This is a genomic window from Tumidithrix helvetica PCC 7403, assembly GCF_965232925.1.
GTDB lineage: Bacteria > Cyanobacteriota > Cyanobacteriia > Pseudanabaenales > Pseudanabaenaceae > Tumidithrix > Tumidithrix helvetica.
In genome coordinates this window covers 112,051-125,169 of the sequence record NZ_CBDDRA010000004.1, presented here as the reverse complement: position 1 = coordinate 125,169, position 13,119 = coordinate 112,051, and the positions used below count along the sequence as shown (strand labels likewise).

Here is a 13,119-nt window from a genome sequence, read left to right as displayed (position 1 = left end):
AACTAGAACAAAGGCGAAGTAGCAATTAAGATCAGTAACCCCAATAACACGATCGCCGAACTCAAGATGTTATTCCAAAATTGATGATAGCTCGTGAGCGAATTGCGTTCTTGCTTTTGTTCTCCCAAAATCGGCTGCAAAATTGACAGATCGACAATCGGCATACTGCCGCGCCGAAACCAACCCGAAGCAATCACGGACTGATCGATCAAGGTTTCCATTTTCTGAATTATCGGGTTGGCACTAGAAAACATACCTGCCCAATTGGGAAGAAAGTGAACGTACATCAGCCCCCCTTGATCTTCTAATTTGAGCGCATAACCGACATAGTTCTCATCGGAGCTATAGCCAATCAGTTCGCCAGGAACCTGTACGGGTAACCCATGCAAACAACTGGCATAGGGATCGATCAGCAAACTCACCAGATCGGTATCGACCACCCGCCGAAAGTTGGGATATCTGAGACTGCCTTGAAACATCCACCCTAAACCCAGTCCGATCGCAGCGAAACTGAGACTCAACCAGTTGTTGTACACCCACCAATAGAGTAGATTGGCAGCGATCAAGCCCACAACAACGCCTGTATAGGGAGCCGTTTGAATGAATAGATCTCGGGCAAAATTGCGATAGAGTTTGCCTTTATCCAATTTACTGCCTTCTTTGAGCAGTTGGGGAAAATCATATTCGCTAATCAGTCCTAGCTGTTTGGTATAACCAGTCAGCACCTTAATCCGCCGACCAATCAGAGGATGGGTGGAATGGAATTCTATCCATCGACTCCAAGGATTAAACAATTCCCATAAAAATACGCGGTAGACATTTTGATCCGATTGTCCTGAATGTAGGATCTCTTGCGCAATTCCGATCGCTGTCGTGGTTTGATAGTCACAGACACCTAAAGCTCTGGTGGATTCTAACAAGCGATTGGGGGGCTTGCCGAGTTGATTTTGTTGAACCAGACCACCCGCAATTTTGGTTAAGGCACGGGATAGAGCATTCGGATTTCCAGTGACCTCAGCAGCAAAGCGATCGCAGGGGTAAGTACTACTCTTCGTGATAAACAGAAGTAAATAGGTGCTGCAAGCATAGACAAAGCTGGCGATCGCGGCAAGCACCTTAAAGACATTCTTGGCACGTTTGGCTTGATAACTCTTGCGGCTGAGTGCCACATAAATCAAATAGAGAATCTGGATCGGTGCAGAGGCAAAGGTAATGACTGAAAAGCTCCAATTCTGGATATGTGCGAGCTGCTGGGCATAGACTGTGGCAATCTCATCGTCATCGAGATTGAGAAATAGACCGCGACTGACAACAATCCGAGTTGAGTTAGGCAGAATGCCATAGGTAAAGGCTACAGGGCTATCGTCTTCAATCCATCCGAGTCGCGGCACATGAATATTCTTAGTTTCGCAGAACTTCTCAATGATTTCGACCGCTTCAGGACTCTTGAGATCGAGGTCAGCCAAGGTAATCCATTGGGTGCGTTGATACTGCTTTTGGGTAACCTCGATAATCCAAGGGGACATGAAAAATAGCAAAATGCCCATTACGCCAGTACCGATACCAGCAACCATCCACCAACCCGATGTAATCGACAGACTAATGAGGCTAATGCCCCATAACCAAGCACCCAAGATTAGACCAAATACCAGCAGCACCGTAACGAACATGGCAAGTACAAAGATGTAGGTCGCCTTGCGATCGCCAGCAAGGGTAACGTTGGTTTTACGATAGCGACTGGCACTGGACTTAACCACAGAGGCTACATCATAATTGCGCTCCAGACGATCTTCGGGCATGGCTTCGAGCAGCAATCGCAGGGTGACAATCGATTTCTTTGACCACTGTTGTAGCTGTGGATCGGGATTGTCTTCAAATTGTTCGCAAATCGCGATCGCTTTATCGGCTCTGCCTGATTTCTGATAGGCTTTGACCATCCACATCTGCGCTTGGATGTAATCTTTGGCAGTGCGATCGGGGTGACCTTGACAATATTCTGAGAGGATCGCGATCACCTCGGTGTAGCGCTTCCGTAATAGTGCTTCTTTTCCTGCTTTGAGTGACATAGTGGTTTCCTAGACTTAATGGCTATATATTGGAACCCCTGCTGTGATTAAACCATAGAGTTTTCTCAAAATCTTTGGGTTAAACTTTGCTATTTCAACTAGTTTACTAATCAAGATAGATTTTCAGTCTATTAGGAAAAAGCGCCTAAAAAGGTGAAATTTGAAATAAGTTTAAACAGGGCTATTTCATTCTAAATAACGTCTTGAGCGTGTTAAGACTAAAACCAGCATTTCGTTGAGCTTGAGCCATATTTTGAGAATCATTATCTCGATACAAATTGAGGGCAAAGTTGCAAGCTAGGGCAAAAATTTGTACAAGTGGTGGAGTGCAAATGCGTGAGGCATCTTCGCCTTGAGTGACAGCTCGGACATCATGCACTTTGTTTTCAACTCCCCAATATCCCCGAATCCTTTGTGCAAAAGCTGATGCAGTATCTATAAAAGAAGCTTAGACACCAATATCTTGGTGTCTACTTTCGATCTTCTACAATAAAACGAGATCGCGAGAATGACAGTTTATAATTTTGGAGCGAAGACTAGAATTTCAGCATATTAATTCTATGTAAAGGGATCAGCGATCATTCGTTAAATCAGATCGAGCCTATATCCAAAAAGAGGTGCTTTGCGCTAATTACTCAATTGATTTAGCTACAATTATGGTGCAGTAAAGACGAACTTAGTACAAAAAAACTGATTTTTCTGTGTGTTAAAATTAGCTTTGTTCAGGATTAAACAGTTAAAGAATTCCGAAAATGACTCCATTTTTGATAGTTACAGACTTAGATGCTACCCTTGTAGGTAATCGTGCATCTCTACAAGAATTCAATATGTTCTTTATGGAACATCGTAAGACCTATGGGAGTAAATTAGTTTATGCTACAGGTCGATCTCTCAAACTATACCAAGATTTAGAATCCGAAGTTGATTTACTTCCACCCGATAGGCTTATCACTTCTGTTGGATCAGAAATTTATACTGCTGACAAACAAATGGATAGAAATTGGGCAAACCATCTTTCGAAAGACTGGGATGTAGAAATAGTTAGGCAGATTGCAAGTGAGTACGAGCAGTTAAAGCCTCAACCCAATTCAGAACAAGGTCTTTTTAAAGTTAGCTTTCATCTAAAACCTCAAGATAAAGCTATTTTAGAGGATTTGAAGCAGGAACTTAAGGCACAAAATATCAAGGCACAGGTTATTTACAGTAGTAATAAGGATGTTGACGTGTTACCTGAGCGAAGTGGTAAAGGGAAAGCCTTAAGTTATGTTCGGGAAGCTTTAGGAGTACCGTGTGATCGTACAGTTGCCTGTGGTGATTCTGGTAATGATATTACGCTTTTTACTGAAAATACTTTTGGAATTATTGTAGGAAATCCTAAGCCAGAGCTTAAAGAATGGTATGAGGCAAACAAAAGATCTAATGTTTATCTTGCTCGTAAAACCTGTGCTGCCGGGATTTTAGAGGGATTGAGTCACTTTGGTTGGATGAATGTATAAAAGGAGAGATTACTTTTCTTAGCATCTCTGAAAGTCATTTCAAACAAGGGTTATACCCGAAAGCTGGTTGTCAGTAATCTTAATTTAATCACCATTAGTAATGGTAGAATTAGCTTTGCGAGATCGGGCTATCAGTGTTCTTGCCAGAACCAAAAAAGATAACGAAAAAAGTCAGGAGACAAGAGGAGATTTTAGATCATCAGTCCTCTCTTCTTTTCTCTCAACCTATTTAACTGTCAGGAACAACGCTTCTTCAATATGCTCTCGAATATCACGGTCAACATCATAAGCAGTGTTGAGACATTCCCAAAGGAATAAATTGGAATCATAGTGGTGTCGCAACAATTGTATTTGCTTAGAGGTAAAGTCTAGAACTTGACCAATGTTGCGATGAGTAATCATGCTTGCACGCAGGTCTTGCACCCATAATTGACCATCCTCAGTAGTTCTCCACTGTCTAACCTCCTCTTCCGGACTCCATTCGTGCGGATGTCGATTGTATAGTTCTTGAAGTTGATTCTTTAATTCATTATTCTCAGCAAGTGTCAATGAATAATAGAGATCATGACTTAGAGAAACACCTGCTCCACCTATAGCTCGATCCAAGGTGATATTAAGAGCGTCATCTAACTTAAGAGTGGGATAGATGAATTTGCAATCAAAATTAGAATCAAGCTTTTCGGCTAGATCGTAATCAAATTTGGGTGCGAAGCTGTAGTAACTAAGCGCGAGGCTGTAGTAGAATGATCGCACCAAAGAAGGTTTATAAGGTGTCGATACAGAGAATGATTTTTCTTGCACCCATCGCAGAAAATCCTGTAATTTTTGATCGTTGGCTACTCGCGAATCAATTTCCTTTTTAATTTCTAGAAGTAAATCACTAGCATTCCGCAACAGCTCCATCGTTAGAAGAAATACCTCACGCCACCGTGGATCAGAGAAATTGCATATTAGTATTTGTAACAAGTCTATCTGTTTTGTTGGTTGGTTAGTGAGGCTAATTTCTCTTGCAACAAAGTACTCTTGCAAAGTCAAATGTGAAAATGAGTAAACTCCTCGCGCTCGCTCTACTAATAATCCATGCCGAGCTTCAATGGCTTTCAGCACTGCTTCGCTATCCGTCCGTAGCATTTCAGGATCGGAATCGACATCCCTTAAGTTCTGAAGAAACTCAGTGATAAAGTCTTCAATTCTCTTCTGTTTAAAGAACATCTCTTTCCGCAAAAATGTATGAAATGCAACATAACTGAGTAAATCTTCTCGCCGCCTTACATCCAGCTTTTTGTAAAGTTCATCTCGCTGGACATTACGTGTTGCGTCCCACTTCTTTAGCCAAATTTTTATGCCCTCTTCGTATAAATCAGCTCGTCTCCTAGGAAATTCTCCGCTCTCACCAAAGACAAAACATAATAATGTCAATAACAATGGATTACTTGCCAAACCTCGAATCGGGGCATTCTTCTGAAGGCTCTTCACAAAAGTTGTAGCTTTTAGGAAATCATTTTTTGCCCGAAACCAATTCTCTGCAAAGGTGGCAATCTGCTGGTCATCAAAGTCTGCGACTTCCACTACCGCATATCCCTGAAAGACATATTCGTTTGCCGCGATTCGACATGTAATGACAAAGAGGCTTTGACTAAATTGGAATGCCGCATCCTGAATCTTCAAAATCATCTTTTCCGTATGTTCCTTGCGTACTTCGTCTAACCCATCAAGCAAGACAAGGCTACGTCCATTCTGGAGAAGTTGTTGGACGCTCTTGACAGTGGAGATCCCACTTAACCTCTCATGAAAAGGTTGCGTTTGCAGACTCGACAACGATTTTGCTAAGTACTCCACTAGGGTTAGTGACTCTGGAGCCTCAGCAAAATCCTTCAACGTCACAAAAAATGGCACTTTATCTGCTGCAAAACTCCCAGTGATGCACTGCATCGCCAGATTTTTTAAAAATGTCGTTTTTCCTGCGCCTGGTTTACCCAGAATCATCAACCGTGGATGGTTCCTTACCACATCTAATCCCGGTTGACAATCTATACTACGTAATCGTTCATCTACTAAATGAATCCCCTCATCATTCAGTAATTCCTGCTCAGTTCTGAGCCTAGTCGGACGTTCCAGAATATTTACGTTGGTATAAATACCATTTTCGCCTATCAGTGCGATTGGTTGAGGCATATCGAGTACTCGCATTGTTCCACACTGCATCCGAAGTCTTTCACTGATCGCTTCACGGATTTGTTGAACTAAGAAATCGATTGCTGGAAGCGTCTCATCCCCATCTCTAGCGCGCAAGCCCGCAATAACCTCCCAATTAAGGTTTAGAACCTTACAAATACTAACAAACAAATCACTGCTGACTGATTTACCTCCAAAAAACTTGCCGATTGGTTGCCGCGTCACATCTAACCGTTTTGCCAGCTTGTCCTGAGTTATTCGCATTCCCTGCAATGCAATCTTAGCTTCTTTAATTCCTTCTGTTGTGGCGGTTAGTGATCGGTTGGACATGAATGTTGCCAAAAAATTTTTCTCATTATAGCTTACTCATCCTAAAATCACCCACTCCTCATACATAAGTCACTCACCAGCTATTACAAGGCTTTTGAGATATTACAAGGGCAACCAAATTATAGAAAATGCTCCATGAAGACTAATAAAACAAGCCTTGATCGCGAAGATAACTGGATGTTGATCATCGAATCGCTCATTCTCTTCCTCGCTACTTGGATAGCACCTCAAGCCGAATTCGCCATCTTCGCCCTCAAACTATGCTTTCAAATCCTCAAAAACATACGGCATAACCATCGACCACCAAAAAAAAGCCCCAAGCCACCCAAATCCCTCCAATAAAATTAGCTGGAGCAGGCTATAGAATTGTGTAATCAATTGCTCATTCCACCATAGGGACTTTTTGATTTGATTCGATGCCAGCAACTCTTCATATTTTCCTTTCTCCACCAAGTGACTGTGTTCCATCACATAAATCCATCAGCATTGTGAATGGTGACGGGTTCGTAGCCTAAGCCAGTAAGTCTTTGAATTAGATTTTGTTCGAGTTCTTGTTCTGATTGGCTCATTGTTTAGGGAAGGGGGGTTAGGATAATTTGGTTGATTCAGTTTCTGGTGCGAGATCGAGGTTGCGATAGATTTGCTCAATGGGAAAGCTTAAATTAATGCTTTTGAGTTCGATGGTGTCGCCTTCTTGGTAGTTAATAATTAACCAATCACCTGCTTCGTTTTTGTGATACAAATCCATTTCGATCGAGGTGGAACTAACTAATAAATAGTCTTGTAAGACTGGATTTTTGCGGTACAGTCTAAATTTGGCGCTTCTATCGTATGTCTCAGTACTAGGAGATAGAACTTCAACGATGAGGCAGGGATAGGTAATGTATTGGGTTGTGGTTTTATCGCGATCGTCGCAGGTGACACTGGCATCGGGATAGGTATAGTTTTTGGTTGCAACGATATTAATCTTGATGTCAGAATTGCCTGCTATGCAACTGGTATTTTCTAAATGACGATCAAACATGGCAGTAAGTCTGATGGCAAGACGACCATCATTAACGCTGCCGCCGCTCATGGCGTAAACTTGACCATCGATCAATTCGTGTTTTTCTAGTTGCTTCTCTTCCCAAGCAAAGTATTCTTCTGGGGTCATTTGCGGGGAGTTTTCTTTGGCTGCAATCATGGAAAATCACTCGTTGGCTGATTTTGCTACTATTTTAACGGTTTACACAAACATTTTTGCAGCAAACCTTTGCTAGACTAAAGAATAATAGGCTTGGAAGAGGTGTTTTATGGTGCAAGCACAGTTTAATTTGGATGAGTCGTTGTGGACATTTGTGCAACAATCTTGGCAGTATGGTTTTCAGAATCAGGATGAATTGATTCGGGTGGCGTTGGGGAAATTGCAACAGGAATTATATTCGTTGGAGATGTCGGCGGATCTATATGCAGAGGTTTATGCTGAGGATGCGGATTTGCAGGCTTTGACGGATAACGCGATCGCGGGTTGGCCAGAATGAATAGTTTGCGGCGCGGGCAGATTATTGATGTTGATTTGGAACCGACTAGAGGTTCTGAAACGGGGAAAGTTCGACCTTGTATCATTGTGACGAATGATGTTTACAATGCGCGTGTGCCTGTGATTCAGGTTGTGCCGATTACGGAATGGAATGAGAAAAAGGCGCGTATCTCGACGAATATTGACTTGGAGCCATCGGCAATGAATGGATTAACGAAACGATCGATTGCGGATTGTTTACAGACTCGTCCGATCGACCATCGGCAAAGGTTGGTGAGGGTACGGGGGCAGTTGAGTGGGGAAGATTTGGCTAGGGTTGATGGGGCAATTAAGCAAGTATTTGGCTTTGGTTAATGGTAAGTAGCAGCAATTACAGGCACTACACAAACATTTTTTGTAACAAGCCTTTTTTGAATTGTTCAGATAAATTGATTTACTTAGCAACGGCTTAGACTTTCGCTATCAAAAAATCAGCTATTCTTTCTTGCTCTGAAATACAGAGCGAAAAGATTGCTCTAGTTGTGCCTCAGCTTCAGTCAATTTTCCCTACTCTTCGTCTAATCCATAGTTCTCCCGTTTGCGAAAGGGGGGCGGCTTGGAGCCATGTCTCTACGTCCAGTGGTTTATCATGATTTCCAGCGATCGCCACGACACCGTAAGTGAACCGATCCGCGAGCGAACGCAGCCATACTGCCGCATCAGTAAGCTCAGAAAACAGTCCATTTTTGGTGTGGTCTCCCGCATGAATCAACAAATCACCCTCTGGGAAAAGAGAGATAGGCATATCAACATTATGTGTGTCCGAAACGATAACTAACCGCAACCATCCTGGAGTACGGGGTGTATCAACAGACATTATCGCTATATCTCTCATTTCTATCATGCCTCGTTCTTGAGCGAGTATCCTATTTATTCTTGATACAGGATAATGGTTTAACTCACCCGCCACAGAAGTTTTTGACAATTACTAACAGATTTTCATAGAGTCGGGTGCAGTGATTTGTTAGCTGTTTTTCCTGATATCTGCGGAGTAAACCTCAACCTGATATAGCATGTAAAATCTTGAGTTTTAATGATTCACTGAAATTATCTTCATAGATTAATGCTTCAATAATATCTGCTAATAGTTCCTTACTGATTTTTCCTTCAGCTACCCAAACTGCAATATTCTCCATTTCTACCACAAATTTTTTTACTGCATAATCATAACCATTCAATTCCAAAAAATAGCTACCTAGTGCAATGCTAGAACGTTTATTCCCATCTGTAAAAGCATGAAATTTAATTATAGAAAATACTAAATGAGTTAATTTGTCTTCTATTTTCGGATAGTAGCTATCATTTTGAATGTGTGCAAGGGGACTTTCTAATAATCCTAGATTGTTGATTCCAACTAGACCACCTGAATTATCAATAATCCAATCATGAACCTCAATTGCGTGATCAATATCAAAGTAAAAAATTATTTCATCCATTACCTATCTATCCTTGAGGCGTTGGAAGACTGCCAATGCTTCGGGATCGGCTAGTTGCTCTTGCAATGATCTGCTGGCTTCGCCTAAGAATTTCTCGAAATCAGATTCTGGAACTGTTTGAATATAAGATATTAATTTTTGATGTAGAGCTTCTCTAAAACTAAGATCTCGACTTGCCATTTTGGTACGGGCATCTTCAATAATAGGCTTGAGATAAGGGTTATTCCCTGCGTATTCAATCAACTGATCCAATTCTGAAGACTGGAGTTTACGTCCTAGTTGTGCTGATTTAACTTTCATTTCCTCAGCTAGACCATTTTCTACACTGGCGATTGCCCTGAGGACCTCAGCATAGAAGGTATCGCGCACATTATCTTTTTTCTCCAAATTTAAAATTTGCCTGTATTCTTGAGCATTTTCCTGAAATACCAGTTGGTAAATTTTATTTGTAAAGATGCCATATTTAGCTTTTCCCATATCTAAGTATGAATCTAAAGCATTGGTAAAAACTTGACGATAACTAAATTCTTGATAGGCAGAAGGCAGATAATTACAATCCCGTTGATTAATATATCTAGTGTGTCCCCCTGATCGCTCTGCTACTACTTCAATCACAATATCAAGGATACGAGAGCGGATCATGCGGGCACGATCGCTCTCTGTGAGAAGCATAGCAATATTGAGAGCAGCTCGAAAAGTAAATATACCTAAGACTGTTATTTTGGTACCCTCATTGATGAGGGTACCACCCGTAGTGTTAAGGAAATTCTTAAGCGCCTGCCCCTTGAGAACCTTATAGCCATTATTTCTCAGTTCTTCACTGTGACTAGCTATGTATCTTTCGATGGTGACATCATTAACCTCAAAAAGTGCTGCTAACTGCTGTTTCGTGAAAACCACAGCATCCTGATAGCGAGTGCCCCCTAACCCCAAATGCTCCTCAATTTTTTCTAGGGCATAACGGTTATTAAGGATATTTTGGCGATCAAGCTGAGAGTTAGTAAGGTCATTATCCACGACAATTATTCCCAAACAATCATTTCACTCTAGTATTATCACTTAAGGCGGACAGCTACCTATGTATTATGTATTATGTATTATAAGGAAAGTTTCAGTGTGTTTACGCTAGATTAGGTGATTATACTGAAAATTTCTGGGTAACACCCCCAATACAGTGAAATATCCAGAAAATTGCCGGGTAACTTACCGTTTTAGGTGAGTTATACGGACAAAGGCTGACCAATTTGACTGATCGCTCGCTTCCAAAATCAATTCTTAATGGAACCAAACAAGCTAACTCAACTGTCCTGTTTGTAAGTTCCAGAGACCTGCATAGATACCTTGCTGTGCAACCAGTTCTTCGTGTTGTCCCTGCTCCACTAGATGACCGCGTTCCATTACATAAATCCGATCGGCATTGCGAATGGTGGATAAGCGGTGCGCGATCGCGATCGTGGTGCGATTTACCGTAATGCGTTCTAGGGATTTTTGAATAGCCGCTTCGGTTTCGTTGTCCACCGCCGAAGTCGCCTCATCCAAAATTAAAATGGGGGGATTGCGTAGAACTGCGCGGGCGATCGCTAGGCGTTGTCTTTGCCCGCCTGACAGTTTTTGACCGCGTTCGCCCACAATCGTGTCATAGCCTTGAGGCAACTGCTCGATAAAATCATGGGCTTCCGCAATCTTTGCCGCTTCCACAATGCGATCGACAGAGGCATCAAAACTTCCATAGGCAATGTTTTCCAATACAGAGCCATGAAACAGAAACACATCTTGACTCACCCACCCGATACAGGAGCGCAAATCTTTGAGTTGCAGTTCTCGAATGTCAATGCCATCTAACGTAATTTTGCCCGATTGAATCTCATATAGTCGCATGAGCAGCTTCACGAGCGTACTTTTGCCTGAGCCCGTCGCGCCGACGATCGCGATCGTCTTACCCGCAGGAATCAGCAGAGATAATTCCTTAACCACGGGATGCCTATCCTTATAGGCAAAGGTAACATCATGCAGTTCGATTTCCCCTCTGATTTTTGAGGAGGTTCCATGGGTGCTTGACAAATCGCTGTGGGGTAGCGTCAGATGTCCAGAATGAATCTCGATGGGTGTATCGAGTAAATCTAAAACGCGATTGGTGGAAGCCATTGCCCTTTGATATTGATCGAGGGTTTCACCCAAGCGGGTTAAGGGCCAGAGCAGTCGTTGGGTGAGAAATACCATGACGCTATAAGCACCGACCGAGAGCCTTCCCGCCACAGTTTCAATACCTCCGAGATAGAGAATCGCAATAAACCCAGCAAATACCGCGATCCGAATTAGAGGGACAAAGGCGGCGCTGAGCGCGATCGCATGGCGATTACTTTGACGGTAGCGATTGCTTTCGATTTCAATTCGTTTTTTCTCGTATGCCTCGGTCGTAAAGCTTTTAATCGTGGTGATGCCGCTGAGATTATTCGATAGTTGACCGTTGAGCAGGCTTACCTTTTCGCGCACGGCAGCATACCTTGGGGCTAGCCGACTTTGGAAAGCGATCGAGCCCCAGAGAATGAAGGGCATCGGTAAGATCGCCATTCCCGCGACGCTGGGCGCAAGGTAAAAGAAGGCTCCACCAATAATCAGTACGGTGGTTGTAACCTGCAATACCTCATTCGCGCCACCATCGAGAAATCGTTCCAATTGATTAATATCATCGCTGAGAATCGACATCAATCCGCCCGTGCTGCGCTCTTCAAAATAAGCCAGTTCTAATTCCTGTAAATGGCTATAGGCATCTAATCGCAGGTCGTGTTGAATATTCTGGGCTAAATTTCGCCACAATCGCGCAAAGGCATACTCAAAGATAGACTCTAAGCCCCAAATCACCGCACTCACGAGCGATAACGCCAAAAGCTGGCTGGGGATATCGACAATCCCCATACGAGCAATCAGGGAATCTTGTTTTTGGACGACCACATCAACGGCTGCCCCAATCAGTGCGGGTGGAGCAAGGTCAAAAATCTTGTTGAGAATCGAACAGGTGGTCGCTTGTACGATCAGTGGATTGTAGTGATGTCCGTAGTTCAGCAACCGTATGAATGGATGCTCTGAAGATTTCTTAGGGGTTTTGGATGGGAGTTTGGTCATTATGTTGGTATGGTTTGAGGAGTTGGGGAGTTTCGGAATTAGTCTTAAATGGGAATCAGTAGGGGCAGTGCCCCAGTGCCTGCCCCGTGGGATTTAGCGCAACGACAGGATGACCTTAATTCTCAGCAGCGATCGCTTTTTGAGCTGAAATTCTCACAGTTGCATAGTAGATCGCCCAAGTGTTGGGATTTTCGGCAAATGCATCATAGTTCTCGATGTCTTGGAGCGTTACCTCACCTGTGGCGAGATATTGCTCGGCAAGCTGGGCGGTGGACATTTTCATCATCATGGCTAACTCTGAGCCACCTTGAGAGGCAGGCGCATCATGCTCTACGGACAGTTGCTGCAAGCCCATTTTTTGCAGGATTGCTGGCAACTTGATGCCTAGATCGTAGTCAATGCCTTTATTTCCAAAGATTCTCAAAATCGCTTGATTGATGCGTGCAAAAGATTGGCAGGTGGCTTCGCCACCAGCGATCGCTCTTGCCGCAGAAAAGTCAGGCTCCTCGATCGCCAGCCATCCACCTGGTTTCAGTAGATCTACCAGTTTGGACAGTACCTCTTGAAAATTGGGGAGGTGTATGAGCACATAACGGGCGTGAATGAGATCGAAGGAACTCACCTCTAGTGGAAGATCGCGGATATCCCCCTCGATAATGCGGACATTCGGAAGGCGGATATCGGTAAGAAAGCGCGTGTCTAGATCGACAGCGACCACTTCGCCATTTGCTCCGACAACTTCTGCCATCCATTTAGCGATCGACCCTGCCCCAGCACCCACTTCAAGGCAATGCCAAGCTTCTGTCAGTCCTGTTGCCAAAATGCGTTGGCGGCTTGCAGGATCGAATACGCGCTCGATCGCCTGAAGTCTCTTAAGTTCGCTGTCGCGAGCTGTATTGGTAAAGATGTACTTGGAATCTGACATGCTCAATCCC

At 43.3% G+C, this 13,119-nt stretch carries 11 protein-coding genes; 3 read left to right on the top strand and 8 right to left on the bottom strand.

Annotation, left to right across the window (positions count from 1 at the left end; genetic code table 11):
* Window positions 1–2: 2 nt before the first annotated feature.
* Window positions 3–2,066, bottom strand: a complete 2,064-nt coding sequence (locus ACP2WE_RS05460; protein ID WP_425214579.1) for a M48 family metalloprotease — start codon at window positions 2,064–2,066, stop codon at window positions 3–5.
* 752 nt (window positions 2,067–2,818) lie between these two features.
* Here ACP2WE_RS05460 and ACP2WE_RS05455 point away from each other — a divergent pair.
* Window positions 2,819–3,562, top strand: a complete 744-nt coding sequence (locus tag ACP2WE_RS05455) for a sucrose-phosphate phosphatase (protein WP_425214578.1) — start codon at window positions 2,819–2,821, stop codon at window positions 3,560–3,562.
* A gap of 225 nt (window positions 3,563–3,787) precedes the next feature.
* On the opposite strand, the gene ACP2WE_RS05450 is transcribed toward ACP2WE_RS05455, so the two are convergent.
* Together ACP2WE_RS05450 and ACP2WE_RS05445 are read right to left on the bottom strand one after the other, a co-directional pair.
* Window positions 3,788–6,067: an NACHT C-terminal helical domain 2-containing protein gene (locus tag ACP2WE_RS05450; RefSeq protein ID WP_425214577.1), complete on the bottom strand. Its 2,280-nt coding sequence runs from the start codon at window positions 6,065–6,067 to the stop codon at window positions 3,788–3,790.
* A gap of 586 nt (window positions 6,068–6,653) precedes the next feature.
* The gene (locus tag ACP2WE_RS05445) at window positions 6,654–7,250 is read right to left on the bottom strand and encodes a Uma2 family endonuclease (RefSeq protein WP_425214576.1); all 597 of its coding nucleotides are present in this window, start codon (window positions 7,248–7,250) and stop codon (window positions 6,654–6,656) included.
* Window positions 7,251–7,359: 109 nt separating this feature from the next.
* On the opposite strand from ACP2WE_RS05445, the gene ACP2WE_RS05440 reads away from it, so the two are divergent.
* Both ACP2WE_RS05440 and ACP2WE_RS05435 read left to right on the top strand, forming a co-directional pair.
* Complete coding sequence (locus ACP2WE_RS05440; protein ID WP_425214575.1) at window positions 7,360–7,587, top strand: hypothetical protein; 228 nt, start codon at window positions 7,360–7,362, stop codon at window positions 7,585–7,587.
* Window positions 7,584–7,940, top strand: coding sequence for a type II toxin-antitoxin system PemK/MazF family toxin (locus ACP2WE_RS05435; protein ID WP_425214574.1), 357 nt, complete (start codon window positions 7,584–7,586; stop codon window positions 7,938–7,940). Before ACP2WE_RS05440 ends, ACP2WE_RS05435 begins: the two co-directional genes overlap by 4 nt.
* A gap of 178 nt (window positions 7,941–8,118) precedes the next feature.
* On the opposite strand, the gene ACP2WE_RS05430 is transcribed toward ACP2WE_RS05435, so the two are convergent.
* The 5 genes from ACP2WE_RS05430 to ACP2WE_RS05410 all read right to left on the bottom strand — a co-directional run bounded on the left by ACP2WE_RS05430 (window position 8,119) and on the right by ACP2WE_RS05410 (window position 13,109).
* Complete coding sequence (locus ACP2WE_RS05430) at window positions 8,119–8,442, bottom strand: metallophosphoesterase (protein WP_425214573.1); 324 nt, start codon at window positions 8,440–8,442, stop codon at window positions 8,119–8,121.
* A gap of 181 nt (window positions 8,443–8,623) precedes the next feature.
* Window positions 8,624–9,061, bottom strand: coding sequence for a type II toxin-antitoxin system death-on-curing family toxin (locus ACP2WE_RS05425; protein ID WP_425214572.1), 438 nt, complete (start codon window positions 9,059–9,061; stop codon window positions 8,624–8,626).
* Between the two features lie 3 nt (window positions 9,062–9,064).
* A complete protein-coding gene (locus ACP2WE_RS05420) occupies window positions 9,065–10,078 on the bottom strand; it encodes a DNA-binding protein (RefSeq protein ID WP_425214571.1) in 1,014 nt (337 codons plus the stop codon).
* Between the two features lie 276 nt (window positions 10,079–10,354).
* Window positions 10,355–12,184 (bottom strand): ABC transporter ATP-binding protein, encoded by a 1,830-nt coding sequence (locus ACP2WE_RS05415; protein WP_425214570.1) that lies wholly within the window; start codon window positions 12,182–12,184, stop codon window positions 10,355–10,357.
* A gap of 115 nt (window positions 12,185–12,299) precedes the next feature.
* Complete coding sequence (locus tag ACP2WE_RS05410) at window positions 12,300–13,109, bottom strand: class I SAM-dependent methyltransferase (RefSeq protein ID WP_425214569.1); 810 nt, start codon at window positions 13,107–13,109, stop codon at window positions 12,300–12,302.
* Between the last annotated feature and the right edge of the window lie 10 nt (window positions 13,110–13,119).

What these genes read in the sequence shown, in the direction of transcription:
- ACP2WE_RS05460 (WP_425214579.1), bottom strand. Translation starts at nt 2,066, where the DNA reads ATGTCACTCAAAGCAGGAAAAGAAGCACTATTACGGAAGCGCTACACC.
- ACP2WE_RS05455 (WP_425214578.1), top strand. Translation starts at nt 2,819, where the DNA reads ATGACTCCATTTTTGATAGTTACAGACTTAGATGCTACCCTTGTAGGT.
- ACP2WE_RS05450 (WP_425214577.1), bottom strand. Translation starts at nt 6,067, where the DNA reads ATGTCCAACCGATCACTAACCGCCACAACAGAAGGAATTAAAGAAGCT.
- ACP2WE_RS05445 (WP_425214576.1), bottom strand. Translation starts at nt 7,250, where the DNA reads ATGATTGCAGCCAAAGAAAACTCCCCGCAAATGACCCCAGAAGAATAC.
- ACP2WE_RS05440 (WP_425214575.1), top strand. Translation starts at nt 7,360, where the DNA reads ATGGTGCAAGCACAGTTTAATTTGGATGAGTCGTTGTGGACATTTGTG.
- ACP2WE_RS05435 (WP_425214574.1), top strand. Translation starts at nt 7,584, where the DNA reads ATGAATAGTTTGCGGCGCGGGCAGATTATTGATGTTGATTTGGAACCG.
- ACP2WE_RS05430 (WP_425214573.1), bottom strand. Translation starts at nt 8,442, where the DNA reads ATGTCTGTTGATACACCCCGTACTCCAGGATGGTTGCGGTTAGTTATC.
- ACP2WE_RS05425 (WP_425214572.1), bottom strand. Translation starts at nt 9,061, where the DNA reads ATGGATGAAATAATTTTTTACTTTGATATTGATCACGCAATTGAGGTT.
- ACP2WE_RS05415 (WP_425214570.1), bottom strand. Translation starts at nt 12,184, where the DNA reads ATGACCAAACTCCCATCCAAAACCCCTAAGAAATCTTCAGAGCATCCA.
- ACP2WE_RS05410 (WP_425214569.1), bottom strand. Translation starts at nt 13,109, where the DNA reads ATGTCAGATTCCAAGTACATCTTTACCAATACAGCTCGCGACAGCGAA.